The 19120-nt window shown below is 43.2% G+C and carries 22 protein-coding genes and 1 pseudogene; 8 read left to right on the top strand and 15 right to left on the bottom strand.

What is annotated here, in order from left to right; genetic code table 11:
* Nucleotides 1-82: 82 nt before the first annotated feature.
* The 3 genes and pseudogenes from R3O62_RS15425 to R3O62_RS15435 all read right to left on the bottom strand — a co-directional run bounded on the left by R3O62_RS15425 (nucleotide 83) and on the right by R3O62_RS15435 (nucleotide 2449).
* Nucleotides 83-1567 (bottom strand): FRG domain-containing protein, encoded by a 1485-nt coding sequence (locus R3O62_RS15425; protein WP_117833912.1) that lies wholly within the window; start codon nucleotides 1565-1567, stop codon nucleotides 83-85.
* A gap of 50 nt (nucleotides 1568-1617) precedes the next feature.
* Nucleotides 1618-1782: pseudogene (locus tag R3O62_RS15430) on the bottom strand (RHS repeat-associated core domain-containing protein); the annotation flags it as partial.
* A gap of 163 nt (nucleotides 1783-1945) precedes the next feature.
* On the bottom strand, nucleotides 1946-2449 hold the full coding sequence (locus tag R3O62_RS15435) for a hypothetical protein (RefSeq protein ID WP_317472550.1): 504 nt from the start codon (nucleotides 2447-2449) through the stop codon (nucleotides 1946-1948).
* Between the two features lie 316 nt (nucleotides 2450-2765).
* Between R3O62_RS15435 and R3O62_RS15440 the strand changes: the two genes are divergently transcribed.
* The 4 genes from R3O62_RS15440 (at nucleotide 2766) to R3O62_RS15455 (ending at nucleotide 5848) form a co-directional block, all read left to right on the top strand.
* Complete coding sequence (locus tag R3O62_RS15440) at nucleotides 2766-3506, top strand: TetR/AcrR family transcriptional regulator (protein WP_008776219.1); 741 nt, start codon at nucleotides 2766-2768, stop codon at nucleotides 3504-3506.
* A 681-nt stretch (nucleotides 3507-4187) separates the two neighbouring features.
* Nucleotides 4188-4601, top strand: a complete 414-nt coding sequence (locus tag R3O62_RS15445; protein ID WP_008776221.1) for a single-stranded DNA-binding protein — start codon at nucleotides 4188-4190, stop codon at nucleotides 4599-4601.
* Between the two features lie 230 nt (nucleotides 4602-4831).
* Nucleotides 4832-5587 (top strand): ParA family protein, encoded by a 756-nt coding sequence (locus R3O62_RS15450; RefSeq protein WP_117833880.1) that lies wholly within the window; start codon nucleotides 4832-4834, stop codon nucleotides 5585-5587.
* A 6-nt stretch (nucleotides 5588-5593) separates the two neighbouring features.
* A complete protein-coding gene (locus tag R3O62_RS15455) occupies nucleotides 5594-5848 on the top strand; it encodes a hypothetical protein (protein WP_004310159.1) in 255 nt (84 codons plus the stop codon).
* 70 nt (nucleotides 5849-5918) lie between these two features.
* Here the strand turns inward: R3O62_RS15455 and R3O62_RS15460 are convergent, their stop codons facing one another.
* Together R3O62_RS15460 and R3O62_RS15465 are read right to left on the bottom strand one after the other, a co-directional pair.
* The gene (locus R3O62_RS15460) at nucleotides 5919-7238 is read right to left on the bottom strand and encodes an ATP-binding protein (protein WP_117833881.1); all 1320 of its coding nucleotides are present in this window, start codon (nucleotides 7236-7238) and stop codon (nucleotides 5919-5921) included.
* 269 nt (nucleotides 7239-7507) lie between these two features.
* Complete coding sequence (locus tag R3O62_RS15465) at nucleotides 7508-7744, bottom strand: hypothetical protein (RefSeq protein ID WP_005777345.1); 237 nt, start codon at nucleotides 7742-7744, stop codon at nucleotides 7508-7510.
* A 48-nt stretch (nucleotides 7745-7792) separates the two neighbouring features.
* Here R3O62_RS15465 and R3O62_RS15470 point away from each other — a divergent pair, with 48 nt between their 5' ends.
* The 4 genes from R3O62_RS15470 (at nucleotide 7793) to R3O62_RS15485 (ending at nucleotide 10981) form a co-directional block, all read left to right on the top strand.
* Nucleotides 7793-9532, top strand: a complete 1740-nt coding sequence (locus R3O62_RS15470; protein WP_181989547.1) for a ParB/RepB/Spo0J family partition protein — start codon at nucleotides 7793-7795, stop codon at nucleotides 9530-9532.
* A gap of 503 nt (nucleotides 9533-10035) precedes the next feature.
* Complete coding sequence (locus R3O62_RS15475) at nucleotides 10036-10311, top strand: hypothetical protein (protein WP_065739955.1); 276 nt, start codon at nucleotides 10036-10038, stop codon at nucleotides 10309-10311.
* A 7-nt stretch (nucleotides 10312-10318) separates the two neighbouring features.
* Complete coding sequence (locus R3O62_RS15480) at nucleotides 10319-10591, top strand: hypothetical protein (protein ID WP_004310164.1); 273 nt, start codon at nucleotides 10319-10321, stop codon at nucleotides 10589-10591.
* Between the two features lie 33 nt (nucleotides 10592-10624).
* Complete coding sequence (locus R3O62_RS15485) at nucleotides 10625-10981, top strand: hypothetical protein (protein ID WP_004310165.1); 357 nt, start codon at nucleotides 10625-10627, stop codon at nucleotides 10979-10981.
* A gap of 123 nt (nucleotides 10982-11104) precedes the next feature.
* Here the strand turns inward: R3O62_RS15485 and R3O62_RS15490 are convergent, their stop codons facing one another.
* From R3O62_RS15490 to R3O62_RS15535, 10 genes are read right to left on the bottom strand one after another with little or no spacing between them, the layout of a single operon-like run.
* Nucleotides 11105-13291, bottom strand: coding sequence for a type IV secretory system conjugative DNA transfer family protein (locus tag R3O62_RS15490; protein WP_004310166.1), 2187 nt, complete (start codon nucleotides 13289-13291; stop codon nucleotides 11105-11107).
* Between the two features lie 3 nt (nucleotides 13292-13294).
* Complete coding sequence (locus R3O62_RS15495; protein WP_004310167.1) at nucleotides 13295-14032, bottom strand: DNA-directed RNA polymerase subunit alpha C-terminal domain-containing protein; 738 nt, start codon at nucleotides 14030-14032, stop codon at nucleotides 13295-13297.
* A gap of 13 nt (nucleotides 14033-14045) precedes the next feature.
* Nucleotides 14046-14702, bottom strand: coding sequence for a DUF1566 domain-containing protein (locus R3O62_RS15500; protein ID WP_117833883.1), 657 nt, complete (start codon nucleotides 14700-14702; stop codon nucleotides 14046-14048).
* Nucleotides 14703-14723: 21 nt separating this feature from the next.
* Nucleotides 14724-15236 (bottom strand): hypothetical protein, encoded by a 513-nt coding sequence (locus tag R3O62_RS15505; RefSeq protein WP_065739942.1) that lies wholly within the window; start codon nucleotides 15234-15236, stop codon nucleotides 14724-14726.
* Nucleotides 15233-16078, bottom strand: coding sequence for a conjugative transposon protein TraN (traN, locus tag R3O62_RS15510; RefSeq protein WP_007218152.1), 846 nt, complete (start codon nucleotides 16076-16078; stop codon nucleotides 15233-15235). The genes R3O62_RS15505 and traN overlap by 4 nt, the downstream gene beginning before the upstream one ends.
* 12 nt (nucleotides 16079-16090) lie before the next feature.
* Nucleotides 16091-16690 (bottom strand): hypothetical protein, encoded by a 600-nt coding sequence (locus R3O62_RS15515; protein ID WP_007218153.1) that lies wholly within the window; start codon nucleotides 16688-16690, stop codon nucleotides 16091-16093.
* A 49-nt stretch (nucleotides 16691-16739) separates the two neighbouring features.
* The gene (locus R3O62_RS15520) at nucleotides 16740-17075 is read right to left on the bottom strand and encodes a hypothetical protein (RefSeq protein ID WP_004322067.1); all 336 of its coding nucleotides are present in this window, start codon (nucleotides 17073-17075) and stop codon (nucleotides 16740-16742) included.
* Nucleotides 17076-17087: 12 nt separating this feature from the next.
* Entirely contained in the window at nucleotides 17088-18233 is a 1146-nt protein-coding gene (gene traM, locus R3O62_RS15525) for a conjugative transposon protein TraM (RefSeq protein WP_032577472.1), read from the bottom strand.
* Between the two features lie 10 nt (nucleotides 18234-18243).
* Nucleotides 18244-18726: a DNA N-6-adenine-methyltransferase gene (locus R3O62_RS15530; RefSeq protein WP_009017608.1), complete on the bottom strand. Its 483-nt coding sequence runs from the start codon at nucleotides 18724-18726 to the stop codon at nucleotides 18244-18246.
* A gap of 10 nt (nucleotides 18727-18736) precedes the next feature.
* Entirely contained in the window at nucleotides 18737-19111 is a 375-nt protein-coding gene (locus tag R3O62_RS15535; RefSeq protein ID WP_117833884.1) for a hypothetical protein, read from the bottom strand.
* Nucleotides 19112-19120 lie beyond the last annotated feature (9 nt).

Below are 19120 nucleotides of genomic sequence, written 5' to 3' on the forward strand. Positions count from 1 at the left end.
GACTTGATGTAATTTTTTCAAGCTGAGAGCCGAGCTATCCGCGTAATAGCTCGGCTTGTTTTTTTTTTAAATGAGGGAAAGGTTATTTAGGCAGATGATATTTGTCCTTTATATGCTCGGCCACGTGTTCGACTTCTGGGAACAACGTTGATTTGTCTATGCCGAGGGCTTCAAGTTGCTTCCTGATTTTCTGCTTCTGCGCTTTATTGATGATGTACACTTTGTAACTGAAGTTGAGTGATGCTGGTTGGCTTTTATTGCCATTGATACCATAAAGGAAAAATGCCCCGGACTGCCGAATTATGCGAGGATTGTCAAACATAGGTTTCACGCAAAAAACTCTTTCAATATCCTTTGAGTCGATCACATTTTGGAAATGAGGTTTCTCGTACTTAATTTCATGCAGAAGATATTGGATTTCTTCTTCGGAGTTGAACTCCTTCCTATCCAATTCTCTCAAATCTTCGATACTGAAATCTATTGGGCGTTTAGCGATATTAGAAACGACACTGACAGCATCACTGTCGAAATATTTAATATCCGATGTTTGAACTTCGAATCGGAACAGTTTACCGTCAACGGCATCATTCTCGCACGCAAAATACAGAGCTACCAAAGGATTTGTAGTAATATCCAAGAGGCGTGTCGGCAAGGAGTAATGCTGCATCTTGACCAACTTCTCAAAGGTAGATGTACACCCTTTGAAATCAGCCGGACTTTGAGCGATAATATCTCTGAAAATTCTATTTTCATTCTGGATTAAGAATTTCTCTCGATAGATGGAGGGAATCAATCCAAAACTCTTATCTGACTGTCCTCGATAAAAGATATGGTAATCCATATCGTCCTCTAATTCGTCTTCAAGTTTCTCGAATAGAGTCCGGATGCTACCAATACTTGATGAATCACTCTCCGGTGTATAATTATATGCCTCGTATGAAATCTCCCACGGACGTTTCCCAAGAGTCTTGACTATTTTTTCTGACAACTCATTATATGATGCAAAACTATCATAAGTGTAGCCCAGTTTCTTGCTTCTTAGATACGATGAAGTGTTGGAATCCAAAGGAACATATTTTTCTGGATTAGCGTAGAACAGAACAATGCTGAGCTTTCCCTTTCCGACACTTTTAATGTTCAATGCAGTTTGAAAAAGTCGTTCATCTACTTTCCCTCCTTTTACTTGTCCGAACAATTCCCATAATACATTTATATCATTGTTGCCCCTAATTGTCTTCCATGGGAAAAGATGCACTTTCATTGGATGTGTTGTCGGGATGCCTGATACATCTGTCGGTTCTGTACATTTAAAATGTAGCTTACGCCTTAAATCCTGTAAGATTTCAACCCTCCTTTCATCGGAGTGAAATTTATTGAGATACGCCAAGAATGTGAACGGATCTATTTCTTGTAATGTAATCTCTTTACCTTTTTCTGTGCCATCTCGAAAACCGGTAATACCGATTTCTTTTAACTTAGATATAAGCTCTGGCTGGTTATTCTGTTTTCCAAGTAGCCATTCGGATAGTTCTTTATAGAATGGTAGCCATGTATATATTTTATCCATATCAGTTATAGTAATTTAAATTCTTATATATAAGCAGCAGGAGACAACCTCTATTTTTGTTCATTCAGGGTTACATCCTGCACATACCCACACAGAGTAGGATTATTAGCCTCCAGTCCAATCGAATCAGAAGAAATGTACATCCTCATATCCTGCGAATAGTACCTGAACCTATTGTAATGCAATCCCATTTCTTCATCCTCATACTGTCCTTGATGCCTGAGTGGGCAGAAGTACTACAATAGCTCCAAACGTATGGTAGGTGTTCGGGGAATCACCGAACACCTACGCACTATGAATGTCTTACATATTTACCTATAGACGTAACTTCCTTGTTCTGAACGTTCATTTCATAACTTCAAAATTTATACAATACATTTAAATGCTATAAATAATTTTACTATATCCATTAGTGTAAGACTGCTCAATTGTGCTTAATTCCCCATCATTGTACTTAAATAGAAAGTCGCATTCAATAAATTGATTAGATGTGTGCTCTTTTGCTTTTCTATGTACATTGAGTATCTCATCTGAAGAGTTACAAAAATAAGTGTCAATTCTATAGCCATACTTCCCAAAATTATATAACGCATCAATAAGTTCGGTTTTAGATAGAACTACCATTGTAATATTTTGCAACAGAGGAATTCCTCCAACATACTTATATATAGTAATTTTAGAGTCGATATAACTGACAAAAGAATAGTTACATATTTCTGGCGTTATATGTTCTATTACTAAAATAATCCTTCCATCATTGTCAAAACCATATTCCATTATTTTGTTTATCTTAGCGGGTTTGTTTTTGAGGAGTCTTCCTTTACGGAAGCCGTCTATTTCGTTCTCAAATGGGTATATATTAGAAAGTGTTCTTTTTTTCAAATTGGAGATTTTTTCCCATAATATAGCAATAAATAAGCAAATTAATACGTCTATTATTGAAATGCAAATTTATTGGCAACGTAGTTTTTATATTCTGTCTATTGTTTGTAAAGCATAAAAATGTATATTTGCAACAGACCCAATTGCTCTATATCAAAACAAATGAAAAGAGAATGGAATAGCTGCATAAATACTTACAGCCTACCTTGGGATATTATCGTCAATTCAGAAAAGAAGAAGTTTATCGAAAGCTAAAATAAAAATATTTCCTTTTACTGATTTTTGCAGATTTATTTTTATAACATACTATATAATAGTGAAACAGAAAGAAAAGAAAGCTCGAAATAGGAGGACAAATGAACAAATAGACAAGGAGGTAATATCCGAACTTGAAAAGCTTGTAGCTGAATATGGTTTTGGTAATGTCAATTTGAGTGCATTGATGAAAGCTGCAAACATAGAAGCTAATGTGTTTTATAGAAGATACGGCTCGATGGACAATCTTTACGACAGGCTTGCCAAGCAGTATGATTTCTGGATCAATGATGCTATTGACGTTTCCAGCCTGAACATATTGGGACCTAAAAAGTTTTTTGCGGAAACATTCAAGACCCTTTATAGGAACTTGTCTGATAACACTGTAATGCAAAAGTTGTTACTTTATGAAATGTCGGTTATCAATGAAACGACAAAGAGAACAGCAGAAACACGGGATATTATGAATCTAAATTTGATTGCGTTTTATGACAATCTGTTTAAACCGGCGAAAATCAATATTAAAGCTATTATGGCGAATCTGATTGGAGGAATTTATTATCTGATACTTCATAGGAGGTGTGCGAAAACCTGTACAATAGATTTTAGTACTCAAGAAGGGGAAAAGGTCTTTTTCGAATGGATAGATTATCTAACAGATACCATTTTTGACAAACTGGAAGCGTATGAAAGGAATAGAAAAGCAGCTCAAGAAATGTTATCTGACGGCATAAGTGAGTTTAAAATATGCAAATATATGGGTATCAATAAAAATGACTTGAGAATACTGCTTTCAAAATAACCATAGAAATTCACGAGAACTTTCAAAAGAGTCTAAAAAGTACATATAAGTGATTATGGACTTAATAGTCTAATCAGGCCATTGGAGCAAGGGGTATTTGACATTAGCTATTGTCGGTTACTTTTATATTTTTTTCTATATCCATCTGTATAAGGACTGATAGCCTGCTACAAGAAAAATCTGACACGCTTTGTGTAGCGCATTACATAAAGTGCGTCAAGTTATTTTTCAAAGGGTACACGAACAGACTTGAAATTGCGGATAATGATATAACTATATCACTATTCACAGTTTCAAGGTAGTCTTTGGAGCTTAGTCCTGCATGTCCGTTCTCCTGTTTTATTATTCCCTGCTTTAGCGTTTTCTATTCCTTTTTTATATACTTCTATTTATCGCTTTTCTGCTGCCGTGCAACCTGCCGTGGATTGAATTTTTCCGCAAAGGTAATCGCCAGTCCCAGTCGTGTCAATGCCGGCATTCAGCCGCAAGTGAAGCGCAAAAATCTTCCTCTCCGCTGGTGAGCGTATTTTTCCTCTTCAGCCTTGCCAGATTGTTCCTGCCACCTTTGGATGCAGAAAAAATCATCCCGGAGGTCGCAAACAGGCCGAATAGAGGGAAAATAAAAAAATGATAAACTAAGGTAACGGTAGGACTAACCACCTGCCACAAAAAGAATTTATTATGTTATACGTTCACACAATTGGTCGCATTGGTAAGGATTGCCAGGTTATTACTGGAACACACGGTTCATTCATCGCATTTGATATGGCGGTAGATGACTATTCACACGGAAACAGCGTTACTACTTGGATAAGGGTACGGAGTAAGAAAGAGAACCACATTCGGCTATCCGAATACCTGACCAAAGGACGGTTATTGCTCATTGAGGGGACATTATCGGCTTCTCTGTGGAAGGATAAAGATGAAAACTCCCAGATTCAACTATCCATTACGGCAGACACATTGGAGTTCATCAATACCGGAAAACGGGAGGGTACAACTTCAGAAGCAGAGAGTCCGACAGATGCCGCAAGCAATGTACCTGTACCACCGGTAGCTATGCCGCAAGAGGACAAGGAAGACTTGCCGTTCTGATGATGTGCATATAGTATTGAAAAACAACAAATACTAAATGTAGTATTTACTAATTATAGTAAAGTAGTAAGTTAGCTATTACTGAAAGTAGTATTTACTACATTTAGTTTATTAGTATTTTAGTATAGTAGTAAATACTAAAATACTCTTTTTAGTAAAATAGTATATACTAATTATAGTATTTACTAAGAATAGTATTATCTTTGTATCGCATATAAAGACATCAAATTATGACAAAAATTATAGCTGTTTTGAATCATAAGGGTGGGGTTGGCAAGACAACTACCACCATCAATCTTGCCGCTGCTTTGCGACAGAAGAAAAAGCGTGTATTGGCTATTGACATGGACGGGCAGGCAAATCTTACAGAATCGTGTGGTCTCTCCATTGAGGAAGAACAAACGGTGTATGGGGCAATGAGAGGTGAATATCCCTTACCGGTTATCGAACTGGAGAATGGACTTGCTGTTGTGCCGTCCTGTCTCGACCTGTCGGCGGCAGAATCCGAACTGATAAACGAGCCGGGACGTGAGTTGATACTGAAAGGACTGATTACGAAGTTGCTTGACAGTCGGAAGTTTGACTACATCCTGATTGACTGTCCACCTTCACTGGGCTTGCTGACACTCAATGCCCTTACCACAGCGGACTTTCTGATTATTCCGGTGCAGGCACAATTCCTCGCCATGCGCGGAATGGCGAAGATTACAAGCGTAATTGAGATTGTCAAGGAACGCCTGAACCCGAACCTGAGTATTGGTGGCATTGTTATTACTCAGTTTGACAAGCGCAAGACACTCAACAAGAGCGTAGCTGAAATTATCAATGACTCTTTCTGTGATAAAGTGTTCAAAACGATTGTACGGGACAATGTGGCACTGGCCGAAGCTCCTATAAAGGGAAAGAACGTCTTTGAGTACAATAAGAACTGCAATGGAGCCAAAGATTATATAGCTTTGGCACAAGAGGTTTTGAAATTAAAATAAGACAATATGGGCAAGAGTGATTTATTGAAAGACAGTATGAAAAGCGGACTGGACGGATTGCTGTCATCCACGAAGAAATCTCCGCAAAAGAAGGAAGCCACACCGCTTAAAACTGAAAAAGAGCCTGCGGTACATTGCAATTTCGTTATCGACAAGAGTGTTCATACGCGTATGAAATTCCTTGCTATTGAGAAGAATATGTCATTGAGAGACATTGTAAATGAGGCGATGAAGGAGTATTTGGAAAAAAACGGTAAGTGAGGGTATGTTCCTCGCTTCCCGTTCTTTTAAATCAGTGACTTCTGTTAGTACGTTATGCCGATATGTATTGCTACATATCAGTCATTGACAACCCTTTGTATGACAGGGAATAACCTTTGAACTCTCCCGTTGCACGCATGAAAGCGGCTGCTTTCGCTTCCAGTTTTTCCATGTCGATATTTTCGGCCTTGCGTTTGACTTCGAAAAATGTCGCCGTATCGTCCAGTTCGTTTTCAGTTACTATGTCTATTTCGTTCTCACCCTTGCGGTCCCACCAGCCTCCGATACGCGTATAGACTTGCCGTTCTATCAGTACACGCTTAAAGTAACGTTCAAGCATCAGACCGCTGAAAGTTTCATAATCCCGACCTATAATCATCTTCACACTTCCATAGTTCTCTATCTCCAGCATATAGCTGTACTTGTAGATGAAGCGGAACCAGAACGTGAAAAAATTATCCTCGATGACATACCGGACATTCTTGGCGGAACTCTTCTCGAACAGCGGTTGCTTCTTCGATATGATTTCGTATTCTTTCTCCAGCTTGGTAAGATAACCGCCGATTTCCTTGCCTACCACGTTTTCAATTTCCGAACGGGATGTTTTTCCTCGTGCAATGGCCGATAGTATGGAGAAATAGATTCCGTAATCCTTGCCGAACTCTTCGATAAGAATCGCTTTACCCTCGCCCAAAAATATGGAGTCGGCCTTTATAATCTGGTCGAGCATAGTCGTTTTGGTTGTTGCTCCTGCATCCACGAGTAGTTGTACATACTTCGCCACACCGCCCGTGAAAGCGTACAAGGCCAGCAGATCTTCTGCCGTGTAGCCGGGGTTGTATTCCGAAAGAATATCTTTCAGAACAGTTGGGGTAAACGGACGCACAGTCATAAAGCGCGACTGCCGGTTATACAACGGCTCTTTCTTATCCTTGAATATCTTTGTCATCATGGAATAAATCGAACCACAGACAATCAGGTTAATACGGGACTTCGGGCTGTATAGATCCCAGATGCGCTGCATATCGCTGAACACCGATTTGTTCACACGGAAAAACTCCTGGAACTCGTCGATAAAGAGTGTGATGGGACGTTCTGCCGAAAGTTTCATCAGGTACTCGAACACATCGGTGAAGTGTTCTGCCCGCCCCATGGTTGGGACTCCCAACTTGTTCTCTATTTCAAGCCGGTAATCCTCACACAAATCGCCTTCGGCTTTCCGGGCAACAAAGAAATAGAGAATCGGTTCGTCCTCGTATGCCTTCCACACGAGTGATGTCTTACCGATACGGCGACGTCCCGTTACCACTGTAAACTGAGCATTGTTTTTGGCCATTTCGCGAATCTTGCGAAGAGAGGCTATTTCTTCTGTCCTGTCAAAAAATCTCATATCCTTATCCTTTTTTATTGCTGTTTCCGAAACTGCTGTTTCCGAAACAGCTGTTTCGTTACTGCAAAAATAATGCAAATTTCTGGTAAAACAGGCAATTGATACAGATTTATTTAGCGAAATGGCTCAAAGGATTTTTATCCGGTAAGTTCCATTCCTGTTTTACACCGTCTGGTCTTACGTCCTTCCGCTTGTCCCGTTGTATCGTTAATCATCCCTTTATAGTTCCATCCGTTTTACCATCCGCCTTTCAGCGTATTCTTCCTTTTCTATATTCTTTTAATGCCACTCATCCGGTCCATTCCTGCCATCACCGGTTGGTTTTCCAGACGCAAAGGTGGACTGCCGCGCTTGATTCCGTCGCTTTGAAGTGCATTTCCTATAAAATTCTTCCTTTCTGCGAAAGAGTAATTTTCCGGAAAAAGCGTCGGAAATCGCTTATTCGTCAGTCCTTGTAAAGCATCTGTAAATCCCAAGCGGTTCAGGCAGAAAAGAGAACCGAACAAAGGGAAAATAAAAAATTAAATATTAAAACCAATTAAATTTTTATGATTATGGAAGCAACAGCAATTCAATCAGTAGAGAAAAACATCACAATGGTAGCATTGGCAAACGTGCAGCCGAGCAATTACAACCCACGTAAGAATTTTGACGAAGCGAGCCTTGCAGAACTTTCCGAGAGTATTCGTCAGCAGGGTGTGTTACAGCCTATTGGAGTACGCCCAATAGAAGACAACCGCTTTGAGATTGTTTTTGGAGAACGCCGATATCGTGCCTCCCTCATGGCAGGATTGGAAGACATTCCGGCTGTCGTTATGGAAATTTCAGACGAAGTTGCCGAAGAAATGGCGGTAACTGAAAACCTCCAGCGCAAGGATGTTACCCCGATAGAGGAAGCAAATGCCTACCAAAAGCTCATTGATAGTGGTCGCCACGATGTGCAGTCTTTGGCGGTGCAGTTCGGTAAAAACGAAAGCTATATCCGCACACGCCTTAAATTCGTTTCCTTAATGCCCGAAATCGCACAGCTTTTGGAACAGGACGAAATCACAATCAGCGTAGCGAGCGAAATTTGCCGTTATGGGGAAGATATTCAGAAAGAGGTGTACAACAAGCATCTTAAAGAGGGGATGCAGTACAATAGTTGGCGAGGAATGAAAGCCTCTGATGTTGCACGGAACATCGAACGGCAATATACCACCGACTTGGAGCGATACGCATTTGACAAGACCCTCTGTCTGTCGTGTCCTCACAATACAAATAATATGATGTTATTTTGCGAGGGTGGTTGCGGAAATTGCGCCAATCGTACTTGCCTTGCTGAAATGAATGCAGCATATCTCACGGAGAAAGCCGTGCGCCTTATGGAAGAACGCCCTGAGGTATCCCTCTGCTATGAAAGTTTCAACAGCAATGAAGCCGTAGTAGAACGTCTTACCGCCATGGGTTACGAAGTGGAAAGCCTTAACTATTATGCAAAGGCATATCCCGAACAGCCCGAAGCACCCCGAAAAGATGAGTACGACACCACCGAAGAATACGAACAGGCACAGAGCGAGTTCGAACAGGATTTGAACGATTACACGGAAGAATGCGAAGAAATCCGTACCCGAAGTGAAGCAGGTGAAATCATCCTTTATTTCCGTATTGAGAGCAAGGACATCGTACTCTGTTATGTTCCGAAAGTTACCTGTACTACCAATGACACAAAACAGGAGCAGACGCTTTCACCGGTAGAGAAGTTGGAAAAGCAAGACAAACGCAACAAGGAAATTGCCCTTGAAAAGACTGTAGAGGACACAAAAAAACAGATTTTGGAGGTTGATATGTCCGATTGCAAGTTTGGGCAAGACGAGGACAAGATGATTTATTTCTTCTTGCTATCATCCCTCCGCAAAGAGCATTTCGAAGCGGTAGGTATCGAGGAAAAAAAGCCTTATTCCTACCTTACAGATGAAGAAAAGATAAACATCATTGCCAACCTCACGAGCAAGCAGAAAGCGATTATTCGCAGGGATTTTCTAATTGCTAATTTCAAGAACGCATACGGCAACAATGCCATTGCATCCCTCTTGCTTGACTTCGCACAAAAACATATGCCCGACCTGTTGGCAGACATCAAGAACGGACATAATGAAGTGTATGAGAAGCGTCACCAACGTATCGAAGAGAAAAAAGCCGTTCTTTTGGTGCAGGAACAAGCAAAGCAGGAAGCGGAGCAATCTGACAAACAGCAATCCGAAGTAGGGATGCAGACCGAAGAACAGCCACAAGAGGAAGATATTGCAGCTTAACCATAATCAGTAACCAACGAATAGAGGGTGGAGTAATCTGTCCTCTATTCGTTCCTAATTTGTAATTAGATTAAAGATGTTCACGGACAACTGCTCCAAACCGTTGTCGGGCGGCGCGTCTGCCGGGCAAACCCGCCATCCGCGCGATTATGCCTTTTCTATCCCATTTATAGCTACCTCCCGATACCCCGCCGCCACCCGTCTTCATTTATACCTATCAGTTTCCTCCTTTTTATCTTTTCCATCTTATTCCTTCTCCGGTTCCTTCCTGTCCTCGCCGATTGGTTTTCCAGACGCGAAGGTGGACTGCCGCACTTGATTCCATCGCTTTGAAGTGCATTTTTATAAAATTCTTCCTTTCTGTGAAAGAGTAATTTTCCAAAAAAAGCGTTGGAAGTAGCTTGTTCGTCAGTCCTGTAAAGCATCTGTAAATCCCAAGCGGTTCAGACAGAATATAGAACCGAACAGAGGGAAGAAAAATAAATCATTAAAATTTCATGACAATGGACAACATCAAAGAAAGCAAAGAGTACAAACTTGCCAAAGAATGGGAAATGGCAGTGAATAGTTTTAGTTTCAATCCCAAGCGTTTTGCAGCCGCTATACCTGATATGCACCCCACACTGCAACAGAGCCTCTATAGATTGTTTAAGGAGTGCATCATTGTGATGGCGGATGAGACACGTCACTATGATGACCGCAATCGTGCATCACATGAAGAAGCAAAGTGTCTTATGGAATACCTCAAGACAAATGGAAAGCATATCCCATTAAAATAACAAGCGTATGAAAACACAAGAAGTACAATTTGGCGGCAATAACTATCCTTGCCGTGTGGTGGAATCCAACGAGGGTGAAGAACTCCTTATCGGCTCGATTACCTTGCTTGATGCCCTTCAGCCCGGTAGTTTCAACGATGAAAACGAAGGCTTCGCAAGCAAGGAAGCCGAAAGAATCTATGACGAGGTTTTCTTCTTTACCGACATGGCAAACCTGCGACTGACAGACGTAGAATTGGTTGCCGAACTGAAAAAGGACAACCCGGAATGGTTCGAATAAAAAAACAATAATCATCTTAAAAATAGCATAGTTATGGAAAAAGAGTATGTAATACAAATAGCACAGACCATTCAAGAGCAGTTGATAGGACTTACCCCTATGCCCGTCCTCATGTCATGGGGTATCGCAGAGTTTGCAGCCACCATCTTCAAAGACCTGCCTGCACTTCGTATCAAAGTAAACGGACTGTTACACACCGGATACGTCATTATTGCACTTAATGGGTCGGACTATTATGAGGTATATCTGTTGAAAGGCAAAGATGCAGAGTGTGTCAATGAAGAAGTTTGTTACAACGAGTTAGGGGATGTCATTGACAGGGCAATTGAATGCGGTACTGACAAAGAGGAATACGAAAAAATTGCCATCAGCAACTCACCCAATTATTAAGCAGGTAGCTCTCCTGATAAACCAGAAGAAGAGATTAGTTAGTAGTAAACCGCCAGTACGATTGTACTGACGGTTTTTGTTTTTGTTGTTTTTATTTACATTATATGTCAGACAGCCGGATTTTTATTTCGCGTTGCGCTTATTTTGAACGTCTTTTATCATCTCTTTCACATCTTGCCCCACTTGTACGAAGTTTTTATATAGGATGCGCTCCCGTTCCTCTCTCGACTTGAAAGTGTAGAACTTCGGCAGCGGCACATACGCCGCTTCTTCTTTCTTGATTTCTGCCATATCAAAATCTGTTTTGCAGAAGAACTTTGTAGTCTTGAACTCTTCCGATTCTTGAATATTCATTGAACCGCCCATACCTGTTTTCGTCTTCACAAAGTCCCGTGCCGTCTGACCGCATATCCATCCGGTTGCCATATCCGAGATTTTCGAGGCAGGCACAAGGTTATCCATATTCTCATTGAGATTGATACTTGTTTTGTCCCGGTCAATAGTCACGCCTTTTTTGACCTGGACCACCTTGCCGAAGATGTCATTGGACAACCATTCCAGCGTTTCTTTGGCACGTGCCGAGCCGCTTACCACATTACCTACCGTCGTAATGATCTTTTGCATACCTACCTTACCATAATCGGCTTCCAGTTGCGGTAGTTCCTGAAAGCCGAGCGTTACACTCACCTTATTGCTTCGCGCCGTACCTATCAGACGGTCTATTTTGTGAAAGTAAAGTGTCGGTAACTCGTCCACTATAATACTCACAGGAATATTTTTCCCCTGCCCGGTATTCACACGGGTAACGAGACGGTTTAGGATAAGAGCGTTCAATGCACCGATGATGGATTCCATTTCCGGGTCATTTGCAATCAGCAGGTAACTCGGATTCTTCGGGTCACTCACCTTCAGGTCGAAGTCATCGCCATCCCGGTGGAATATCCAGTAGCTCTCTTTGGTTGCCAGACGCGAGGTATAAACACGTAACGTGCCAATCATACCCTCCAATTGTTCCATTGCCTTATTTTTGAAAGCTGTCTGGAATGGACCAAGCAGCGGAGCAACCTCATTGTCAGTTTCCAGTACCTCGAAAATCGTCTGATAACTTTCATTCAAGAATGACAGAATATGTGGCATGTCCGAATACTTTCCCAGCCAGTAGGCAGGTTCCACGATATTGCCGCCTTCACGGTCGCGCACGATACCTGTCGGTTTCCAGAATTTGGTCTGCGGATCTTGCTGTCTTTCCGCATATAGAGGCTTGCCGTTGGCATCGTAGGGTTCACGTTCATAATTCACGAAGAAGTAGATACAAGCGGCAAGGAAGTTTACCGCCGAGGTTTGGAAGAACTGGTCGCTTCCGCCGCCTCCCTCTTTCTTACCCTTTTGTAGGCTTTCCAATAATGTTTCCGCCGTTTCGCTGGCCGCCGCAAGATTGTTGATGTACTTTGCCTGAATTGGATTCACCCGACGGCTGTACTCCACATCCACAAAATTAATCATGTTGAACTTGCACCCTTGGGGTACTCTGCCCAGTTTCTCGTTCTTCTTGTAATGGTAGTAGAGCTTGGTCGCCAATGTAGGAAACTTGTAGTCATACACCACCATGGCGAAACCTTTGGCCGAATGCTGTCGGATAAACGGCTCTATGATACTGAAAGTCTTACCCGATCCCGGTGTTCCAACTACCCATGTTCCTCGAAAGCAGTTGCTTACAGAAATCCACCCCTTACGGAATTTACCCTTATAGTAGTATCGCATGGGGATATTTACGCTGTATTCATTCTCGACTTTTTCTTCACATTGTTCAAAACTTTCATTCTCGAAGTTGAAACGGTCTTTCATCAGTCCCTCCTTGATGAACTTTGAAATGTTGTCTAATGCGATATGTACCAGTACTACGCCAGCAATGGAGGCAATCATATAGAGAATGATATTCAGAGGTAAGGTATAAAGCCTTGTTTCCATCGTATGGCCGAACAGCCATACAGAGAGTACGAGCAGCAATAACCCACTCGTCAATGGATACACCACCTGCCGGCGTGCGTTGAACTCCAGATGCTTCTTGTTCCGCGTTCCGACACAAGTGATGCAGATAAGCAGTACCGTTGCGATTTTGCTGTACACAAGATTGCCGTCGTGGTAAATCATCCATTGTTTGATGCGTCCGTGAATGTCGGTCAGTATGCCGCCCCAGTGGTCGAGCATTGCAGGGTCAATGGCATATTCAAAGAACTCCAGCAGCACGGACACATATACCACTGTGCGGAATATTTTATAGAACCCTTGCAATTCCTTACTTTCTTCCATAAGTCAGTCTGTTATTAGTCCTTGTTTTCTACGATACCAATGATTACCTACTCTGATTACATCCATACCGAACCATGCACCATTCTCGTTCAGTTTTGTTTTTATCTTATCAAGTGTTACCGGACCGATACCCCAGATTTCCATGAGATATTGCTCGTTAAGATGAATCAGGTCTCCGATATATAATATTCCATGAGATTCAAGATGGCTTTTGATGGATGGGGTAATACCCAAACTGAATACCGGTTCCGAGAGATAGTGTACTTCTTCTGCCTGAATGTTATTCAGGGCTATTTCAAGCCCCACTTTGATTCTTTTGAGAGAATCAAGGCGTTCTTGCATCTTTTGGATGACAAGCTCGTCTTGCTGTATCTCATTGCGTAATTGGGTTGCTCTCTTTACAAGTTCGGCATTACTTCTTTTCAACTCTCCGTTAATATCCGCCATTGACAGATTACTTGTTTCAAGCTCGTTTCGTGTGCGGTCTAATTGCGTGACAAGTTCCTCCAGTCTGTCGGCATGACGCTTCAAGATTGAATTTTTTTCATTATCGGCAGTCATTTCGTCCAAAAGGTAGCCGAACCTTTTAATTTGAAAATTAATATCTTCTTTATCCGATGCTATGGAATCTGCGAGTTTTGCCAGTATTTGTCGGCATGAATTACCTTTCATGGACTTATACATGAGGACAATTCCCAATATCATCAATGCTATGCTGAAAAATATATCCGTATCTTTCATATCTTTCTATCTTTTATTCGTTTATGGTAATTATAGGGCGTACTTTGTGCGCCTGTACTTTAGGTGTTTCCTGCATTGCGCCGCTCCCCATGGAATAGAGCCATGCCTTGGCTGTCTGTTGCTTTTCGACTTCTGTGGATGTCCAGTACCAACAGTCGTTTTCATCCAGTGGTAACGGCTCACCGCCACATTGTTCGATGACAGGGTTGATTATCTTTCGCATGGTGTAGAGCAGCCGCATCTCTGCCACGGACGGTACATAGGCACTCTGCCCGTACCGCCATAGGTCGAAAACCGCTTCTGCCATTGGCGAAGCGGTTTCTTGTGTATCATACAGTGCGAATGTATTCTCATTGCCATCATAAGCCATGATGTCAGCCGATGTGCCTTGTGCGATGCCGAGGCTGTCGGCGAATGCCTGTGGAGCAATGTCCCACAGGTAAACTGCATAACCGTCCCCCTCCGTATCTCCGCGTTTTTCGGTATCGAAGACAACCGCTATCGCTTTTTTCCCCGATTGTTCATATTGTGCGTAAGGCAAGGCTGTTCCATCCTCGCAGAGGATATGTCCTGGACGAACTGCTGTATCGGGTACGTCTATATGCGTGTCACAGGCAGTGCAAAGCACGGCAGCCGTTGCCGCTGCCACCAAATGTATCTTTCGTATCATATTGCTTTCTTTTTTGTTTCCCTATTTTATAGGTAGTTTCACACCCAGCACGACACCTGCTCGCAGCACGTCCGCACCTTTTATCATCACATCGCTTTTCACTTGCCAATACAGTGTCCATCCGGCCCGTAGCACATAGTTGTGTTCGTAACCGAAGTGCAGGCCACCGAGGAACTTATTCATGTCGCTTCCGGCTGAAGCTCCGATACGCAGACTGCCATAGTGGTTGCGTCCCCGCGTCATGCACGGCTTGTAGGCCACGCCAAAACCGTAGCTGCGGTAGTTTCGCCAAAATGATTCCAGGCAGATATGCCCGCACGAAGCGCACTCTGCCCATTGTAGATAGCCGTTGACGAAGAACTCCCACGTATGGCGATAGTTCATTTCGTGTTCGTAGGCGAGCGTTATATCCATGCCGTTCTTGTAGAGTAGCCCTGTGCCAAGCGAGAGGCGTCCGCTACCTTGTTGTGCATTTGTACTTGCAGCGATACACACGCAGGTAATTATCACGATGATTGTCTTTTTCATAGTCATTCCTCCTCCAATAAATCTGCATGGAACGAATCTGCCGCCAGTATATCCTCATAGTCGATGTTCAGACTGATGTTACGGCCACTAATCTGTTTCTCCGTCATTTCGATGGTCAGTAGCTTGTCATTGGGAAAGGTCATCTTTTTCACGACAATCACATTCCGATAGCCGTGTCTGAATGTCTTGCCCGATTCCAGAACCAGGGCAGGTGTCAGTTCGATAGTCTGTGCGTTGGTTGCCTTGGCGAGTTTCTTGTCTGTCAGCTTTATCCGTATCTCATCAATGTCAAAACGGATGTTCGTCTTGTTCTCGATGGAAAAGTCTATGAAGAAGTAGTCACCCACCGAGTAGATATTGTTCAGACGCATCACCATGCGGTGTGCTTTGGTAGCTACGTTGCGGATTTTTGCAGGTGAGTTCCAGATGCGCCGTGCATGATGTGTCATGTCGGCAGTGGACATTGAGACTGCCGGATTGTTGTACGCATTACGCTCTTGTAGCAATATCTCCTTATCTGTTACTGCCTCTTTCATCCTTGTGGTATAAATCAGTGCGTATTGTGTGCGGTATCGTTCCGTCACAATGGTGACGATGGCGAGTATTTCACCATCCTCGTGTCCGCTTTCCTTGGGCTTTAGGCGAATGATGTTGTCAATGGGCTGATCGCCCGCCACCTTGTCAGTGGAAATATCCACGAAACGCACCGGTTCCGATGCAGTGATGACAGTTGTTATCTGTTCGTTTACCGTCAGTTGTTCCATTTCTTCGTAGGTAGTTTGTGCGTTAGCTTTCGGTAAAATGGAAATACCTGATAGAAGCATAATGCCAAATAAATTCCTTTTCATTGAAATACAGAGTTATAATTGAAAATTCATGATTGCTTTATTCTCTTGCGAATTGATATTTGCCTTATCTGGGATGTCATCCTGCATACAACTTGGAGATTTGTCCGTAACATCTATCTGTTCGAATATGATTTGTTTCGGAAGTATTTTATGGCAGAAATAGCTGCTGTTGAACGGTACGTTTTTCCCTTTTCCGAACTGAATACGTTTATCGAACATGAGTAATTCCAGATCAGTATTCTGGAAAAGTCGGCAGGGTGCTACGTTGTTCAGCCAATAGTTGGACATCAGCAAGGCGAATGGTTTTCCGAGTTTCAGACAGCGTTCAAAGACTTCCACCTTCCGGCTGAAAGGAGGATTGGATACGAGTATATCCCATTGGGACGGTTCATAGTTGAAAAAATCCTGTCCGTTATAGATATGGGAATACACGACATGGAAACCGGCATCCTTGAATTTCTGCACAAACTCACTGCGCTTCGTATCGAAAGGACACCAGACTATCTTGCCTTCGGGTATATATTTGATAATGGGTAATACACCATATCCCGGTGTATATTTTTCATCTGTCGGATTCCCGTATAATTTTTTTAAGTAGTTTGAAGATTTCATAGGCACATGATTAAAAATATTTATATTGATTTCTTTTCCCTATTTCGCTTCATTTCTTTATCTGCCTGGCACGCGCCCAAGTACAACGTCCCGTCCGGGTCATTTGGATTTCACATTGCCAAAGAGTGCCCTTCTCCACTGTTTTGAAATTAACATTCCCGTATCTTGGTCCGTAAAAACCGGTATGTTTTTGAAAAGCGAATAAGGCAATCCTCCGTCTGTCTTCTGTTCGGAAGTTGCATATTAGGGCAAACTGCCCTCTGTGATGCCACCATTCGGTACTCACAAGTTTTCCGATAAATGTTTCGGCTTTATTTGGGGCTATATAGTCCGCATAATAAAGCCCATCCGTACCTTTGTGATATTCTGATAAATCTGTTTCCATGTCATCATCGTTTTAATTCCTTTTTTCCTGTCCGTTCACTAAATACACGAAAGTTCCGTATTTCAACTTGACTTTGTTTTTCTTGATAGCTTTGCTAATGGCATTGCTTGTTTTCTGGTAGGCATTGTTCACCGCCTGCATCCCCCATTGTGCAAGGCTGTTTCCTGTTGTACTTCCCATACTCATGTTCATATTGCCCGACATTGCCCCGCTTGCTACATCCTTGCTCGTTTCCCGGAATTGGCTGTTGGGCACATACAGCCCCTCCATGCCATCTGTATCATAGAGTGAGAGACTCACTTTCACCAATTCGTCATTCACGAGGATGCTGCTGATATTACCTTTCACGCGCCCGGATGAGAATCCGCTTACCGTAGCGTACAGGTATGTTCCCCTTGCTATCACACACTCGCCAATCTCCACATCGTCAAGCAGGCGCAACCTCACGCGCGAGCCGTCCACCGCTTTGATGTTCTCGTCAATGATGGCTTGGATGAGTTTCGGTTCACGGACATTCTTCGACAGTGTGTTAAAGTAGTCCGAGGTTGTCTTCACCTTGCGTACCACCTCGCTGGGCGGTTCGTCCGCTGATGGCGTTTTCACAGCCCGGCTCTCTTCGTTGATGGTTCCGGAGGCTGCTGCTCCTTGTGGTGGAGCAATGTTGGCCGTGTCCGCTTCTGCCGGGGGTACAGTCGCGTTTTGCCCTCTCAGTCTCGCCTCTGCGAGTGCTTTTTCCAGTTCGGCAAGTGCTTCCTGTTCTCGTGTCTTGGCAGAGGCAATTTCCGCTGCCGCAGCTTTTTCCTGTTGTTCTTCCGTGAGCAGGTCGATGTCGTCCTGCGTGTATTTCGATTCATACTCTTCCTTGTTTTTATCGGGTTCTTCCCGGTCTATGTTATCTACAGCGGAGTAGTCTTGTATCTTACCCCATGATTTCGCCATATTCTCGTATTTGCTGCCTATGCCATCGTCCTTGATCTGTGCCCCCGGCAATTCGGGGTTCAGGAACTCCGTCGTCTGCAACGCCTTGTCTTGTATTTCTATCGTTTCTGTCTGAAACAGGTCGAAGATGAAATAAGACGTGCCGAGCAGGGGGAAATAAAGGATGGCGGGAAGCATATATTTCGGCTGGCGAAAATTGATTTTCTCCAATATCTTCATTATACATCTTTTAATTGAGTTGTACATATTTGCCTTCAATGGCACAATTTCTCAGTATCTCTGCGTTGTCTTCTCCGAAAGCTAATAGGATGCTACCGCGACTGGGAGAGTCACCTCGTGCTCCGTCTGGTCGGTAGAATCGGATGCGGTGGCGTAGGAATTTCATTCCCGTCGCTTTTGGGAAGATGACGTCCTGAAACATTTTGGAATCGCAACGGTTGAATAATAATGCAATGCCGTTGCCATGTTCTGCCAATTTCCGGACGAATAGCTCGATAAGAGGACGCGAATAGGGAGGATTGAGCCACACACGCCCTTCCCATATCTGGGACAACCCATCTATGTTCTGGTCATACATGACCTCGGCAGTCGGCCACAACGGACGGATGGGAGCGCAAGGGTCAAGGTCGAATTTGCCCAATGCGTCCAGTATCTCCTTTGGCGTGTACCATTCGTCTGACGAACGGACTGATTTTTCAAGCCGTGTATTCATAAGTATTCTTTTATTGTGGTTTGTCCCCTCTGTTTTTATGTTCCCTTATTTCGACTTCCTGCAACAGCTTGTGCCGTTTCCGAAGCACAGAATCCTGCATTTCCGTCGCCGTGCGACTTGCCGGACTGTGTCTGTACACAGTTACCAAGCGGTAGGCGTTCCATACGAAAGCTCCGATGACGAATGTAAAGACGATGACCAGAAACAGCGTCCGGTGTGCGTTGGCAAAGCCCTGCACCTTGGCCGCCGCTTGGTCGATGCGTGTCGCCTTGGCGAATTTATGCCCGGCCTGCACCTCTCGCTCGTAGCGTTCCTTGTACTGCGGGTCATCTTTGTCCGGCATCTTCTCGCCGAACAACATCCGTTTGAATCCTTTGATATTCATATCTTTGGT

The sequence above is a fragment of the Bacteroides hominis genome (assembly GCF_033042785.2).
GTDB classification, from domain to species: domain Bacteria; phylum Bacteroidota; class Bacteroidia; order Bacteroidales; family Bacteroidaceae; genus Bacteroides; species Bacteroides hominis.

Bases quoted from the DNA above. Each gene is read 5' to 3' on its own strand.
- R3O62_RS15425 (WP_117833912.1), bottom strand. From the start codon at position 1,567: ATGGATAAAATATATACATGGCTACCATTCTATAAAGAACTATCCGAA.
- R3O62_RS15445 (WP_008776221.1), top strand. From the start codon at position 4,188: ATGTTATACGTTCACACAATTGGTCGCATTGGTAAGGATTGCCAGGTT.
- R3O62_RS15450 (WP_117833880.1), top strand. From the start codon at position 4,832: ATGACAAAAATTATAGCTGTTTTGAATCATAAGGGTGGGGTTGGCAAG.
- R3O62_RS15455 (WP_004310159.1), top strand. From the start codon at position 5,594: ATGGGCAAGAGTGATTTATTGAAAGACAGTATGAAAAGCGGACTGGAC.
- R3O62_RS15460 (WP_117833881.1), bottom strand. From the start codon at position 7,238: ATGAGATTTTTTGACAGGACAGAAGAAATAGCCTCTCTTCGCAAGATT.
- R3O62_RS15470 (WP_181989547.1), top strand. From the start codon at position 7,793: ATGGAAGCAACAGCAATTCAATCAGTAGAGAAAAACATCACAATGGTA.
- R3O62_RS15475 (WP_065739955.1), top strand. From the start codon at position 10,036: ATGGACAACATCAAAGAAAGCAAAGAGTACAAACTTGCCAAAGAATGG.
- R3O62_RS15480 (WP_004310164.1), top strand. From the start codon at position 10,319: ATGAAAACACAAGAAGTACAATTTGGCGGCAATAACTATCCTTGCCGT.
- R3O62_RS15485 (WP_004310165.1), top strand. From the start codon at position 10,625: ATGGAAAAAGAGTATGTAATACAAATAGCACAGACCATTCAAGAGCAG.
- R3O62_RS15490 (WP_004310166.1), bottom strand. From the start codon at position 13,291: ATGGAAGAAAGTAAGGAATTGCAAGGGTTCTATAAAATATTCCGCACA.
- R3O62_RS15495 (WP_004310167.1), bottom strand. From the start codon at position 14,032: ATGAAAGATACGGATATATTTTTCAGCATAGCATTGATGATATTGGGA.
- R3O62_RS15500 (WP_117833883.1), bottom strand. From the start codon at position 14,702: ATGATACGAAAGATACATTTGGTGGCAGCGGCAACGGCTGCCGTGCTT.
- R3O62_RS15505 (WP_065739942.1), bottom strand. From the start codon at position 15,236: ATGACTATGAAAAAGACAATCATCGTGATAATTACCTGCGTGTGTATC.
- traN (WP_007218152.1), bottom strand. From the start codon at position 16,078: ATGAAAAGGAATTTATTTGGCATTATGCTTCTATCAGGTATTTCCATT.
- R3O62_RS15515 (WP_007218153.1), bottom strand. From the start codon at position 16,690: ATGAAATCTTCAAACTACTTAAAAAAATTATACGGGAATCCGACAGAT.
- R3O62_RS15520 (WP_004322067.1), bottom strand. From the start codon at position 17,075: ATGGAAACAGATTTATCAGAATATCACAAAGGTACGGATGGGCTTTAT.
- traM (WP_032577472.1), bottom strand. From the start codon at position 18,233: ATGAAGATATTGGAGAAAATCAATTTTCGCCAGCCGAAATATATGCTT.
- R3O62_RS15530 (WP_009017608.1), bottom strand. From the start codon at position 18,726: ATGAATACACGGCTTGAAAAATCAGTCCGTTCGTCAGACGAATGGTAC.
- R3O62_RS15535 (WP_117833884.1), bottom strand. From the start codon at position 19,111: ATGAATATCAAAGGATTCAAACGGATGTTGTTCGGCGAGAAGATGCCG.